The organism is Microcoleus sp. T3_A4, from assembly GCF_036700465.1.
GTDB lineage: Bacteria > Cyanobacteriota > Cyanobacteriia > Cyanobacteriales > Microcoleaceae > Microcoleus.
This window is the reverse complement of the sequence record NZ_JAUBOY010000054.1, coordinates 43,074-44,923: the sequence shown is the minus strand read 5'-3', so window position 1 is coordinate 44,923 and position 1,850 is coordinate 43,074. Positions and strand designations below refer to the sequence as shown.

Below are 1,850 nucleotides of genomic sequence, written 5' to 3'. Positions count from 1 at the left end.
AGTAACATCGCCTGTTGGTTGTGATGTTAAAACTGCTGTGTAATTACCAGTTGCACCGCCTTCTGTAGCTGGGGTAGAAGTGGGAGTAATTGTGACTCCGGCAATATCGTTATCAGTGATATTAGCTGTCACAGCAGCGACGGGAATGCTGTTGTAATTGGTATCCGTTGAAGTTGCAGTATGAGTAATAGTTCCACTATGGCTGCCTTCAACGAGGTTATCATTAACAGCCGTGACAGTTACGGTTTGCGGTGTATTCCAATTAGTTGAATTAAAGGTGAGTGTGGAAGCTGAAGTATTAGTTTGCGAAGTGTTGCCAATGGCTAGATTAACCTCGGCTGTGGGTTGTGATGTTAAAACTACTGTGTAATTACCAGTTGTACCGCCTTCTGTAGCTGTTGTCGAAGTGGGAGTGATTGTGACTCCGGCAATATCGTTATCAGTGATATTAGCTGTCACAGCAGCGACGGGAATGCTGTTGTAATTGGTATCCGCTGAAGTTGCAGTATGAGTAATAGTTCCACTATGGCTGCCTTCAACGAGGTTATCATTAACAGCCGTGACAGTTACGGTTTGCGGTGTATTCCAATTAGTTGAATTAAAGGTGAGTGTGGAAGCTGAAGTATTAGTTTGCGAAGTGTTGCCAATGGCAAGATTAACATCGGCTGTGGGTTGTGATGTTAAAACTACTGTGTAATTACCAGTTGTACCGCCTTCTGTAGCTGTTGTCGAAGTGGGAGTGATTGTGACTCCGGCAATATCGTTATCAGTGATATTAGCTGTCACAGCAGCGACGGGAATGCTGTTGTAATTGGTATCCGCTGAAGTTGCAGTATGAGTAATAGTTCCACTATGGCTGCCTTCAACGAGGTTATCATTAACAGCCGTGACAGTTACGGTTTGCGGTGTATTCCAATTAGTTGAATTAAAGGTGAGTGTGGAAGCTGAAGTATTAGTTTGCGAAGTGTTGCCAATGGCAAGATTAACATCGGCTGTTGGTTGTGATGTTAAAACTACTGTGTAATTACCAGTTGTACCGCCTTCTGTAGCTGTTGTCGAAGTGGGAGTGATTGTGACTCCGGCAATATCGTTATCAGTGATGGTTCGCGAGGCGGTATTGTTGGGGGCAGCGGCGAGGTTGTAAGCTGCACCGTCTGTGAGGGTGATGGTAACGGTTTCATTGGGATCGACAATGGCATCGTCGGTGGGAACGACGTTAATAGTGGCAGTGGTTTGTCCGGCTGGGATGGTGACGGTTCCCGATAAGGTGGTGTAGTCAGTGCCATTGGTTGCGGTTCCCCCTACTGTGTAAGCCACTGTAAAACCATCCGGTGCAATATCGTTGAGGGTGATGGTAAAAGTGCCGCTTGCGCCACCTTCTGCGGGAGTAATGCCTGCGGCGATGCTGACAATGGGGGCGTTTTCGTAGTAGCGCGTGTTGCCGTCAAATGCCCCAACGAAGGCATCTAAATCGCCGTCGCCGTCAATATCGACTAAGGTCGGGGAGGCGTCAACCCCCACATCGGTGAGGTTGAAGGGGTTAGTTTGGGGGGCGGCAAAGGCTGGGGCGCTAGCGGTGCCGGTATTCCGGTAGTAGCGCGTGTTGCCGTCCCGTGCCCCAACAAAGGCATCTAAATCGCCGTCGCCGTCAATATCGACAAAGGTGGGGGAGGCAGCAGAACCCACATCGGTGAGGTTGAAGGGGTTTGTTTGGGGGGCGGCAAAGGCTGGGGCGCTAGCGGTGCCGGTATTCCGGTAGTAGTAAGTGTTGCCGTCAATTGCCCCAACAAAGGCATCTAAATCGCCGTCGCCGTCAATATCGACAAAGGTGGGGGAGGCGTAAGTCCCGA

1 protein-coding gene is annotated in these 1,850 nt (G+C 49.5%); it reads right to left on the bottom strand.

Annotated elements, in window-relative coordinates:
• Window positions 1-1,850: FG-GAP-like repeat-containing protein (locus QUA07_RS25015; protein ID WP_333330563.1), on the bottom strand; the 1,850-nt coding region annotated here is incomplete at both ends.